This is a genomic window from Pallidibacillus pasinlerensis, from assembly GCF_009996845.1.
GTDB lineage: Bacteria > Bacillota > Bacilli > Bacillales > Caldibacillaceae > Pallidibacillus > Pallidibacillus pasinlerensis.
The window spans coordinates 1-1,046 of record NZ_JAACYS010000149.1 but is presented as its reverse complement, the minus strand read 5'-3'; the positions used below and the strand labels follow the sequence as shown (position 1 = coordinate 1,046).

At 38.3% G+C, this 1,046-nt stretch carries 1 protein-coding gene; it reads right to left on the bottom strand.

The features are described from left to right. The coding region (locus GW534_RS15960) for an IS1380 family transposase (RefSeq protein ID WP_161921935.1) at nt 1–1,046 on the bottom strand (1,046 nt) is incomplete at both ends.

The window sequence follows — 1,046 nt, the reverse complement described above, 5'->3', positions numbered from 1 at the left end:
GCAACTTTAATAATTCTTGTACGAATGGTCTCGATTTGCATACTTTTCCGTCCTTTTGGAAAGCAAAGGGTACGTAGCCAATTCGTTAGGTTGTACGCTAATAGACTTAACATCATTTTGACTTCATTTACCTGGAAAGAATGGCTGTTCATTTTATCCAGATAAAAACCGTTTTTAGCTTCCTTGATATAGTTCTCCATCGTCCCTCTTTTTTGATAAGAACGAACGATAGTTTCTGGAGTGAATGCATCTTTTAAATTCGTTACAAAAAAGGAATGGGTAAAAAACAGTTCACCCGCAGGACGAACAGATTGTACGATGACTTTTCTTGACTTCGACCATGATTTTGCCTGGTATTCGATTTCCTCATAGTAGTGTTCAGACTTGGTAACATCGAATATTTCAGTGGCTGGATGTAACTCATCCGCCATTCGCTGTAAAATAGCGTTTGATTTTAGACGAATCACGTAATAGACAGACTCATCTTCGCATAAGTCATACAAAGCCGGGACAGCAAATCCACTATCTCCACGTAAAAACGGTGTGGTTTCTGGAAATTTTTCATTGTAGTGTTCAATAAGTGGTTTTACAAAATCAACGACACCATTGGAAGTATAAACATTTCCTGGTCGTAGCTTCGCTTTAAGGAAATCGCCAGTGATACCATCAAAAGCAACTAACGGATGAAAACCGACCGTTCCATAATGAGTATTGTACGATGCCGATTCTTGTTCACCATATGTGTCAGCATGTGTTGAATCCAAGTCAAAGATGATTGCTTTGGATCCCCTGAATGTATGTACTTTATCTAAAAGCTCTTGGTTCGCTTGATTTAATTGTTCCATGGATTCGTTATCAAATCTTGTGTAAAACCGAGATAAACTTGGTTGAGAAGCTAAGGCGTCGGTCCCGATCATTTGTGTGAAGACAGGATCATTCGTCAATTGATCAGCACTGTCATCTTCAGCATAACCAGCAATGATTTGATAAATCTTTTGACGGAGTAAATTTTCATTCGAATGAACATGGTATTTTCTATCGTCTTT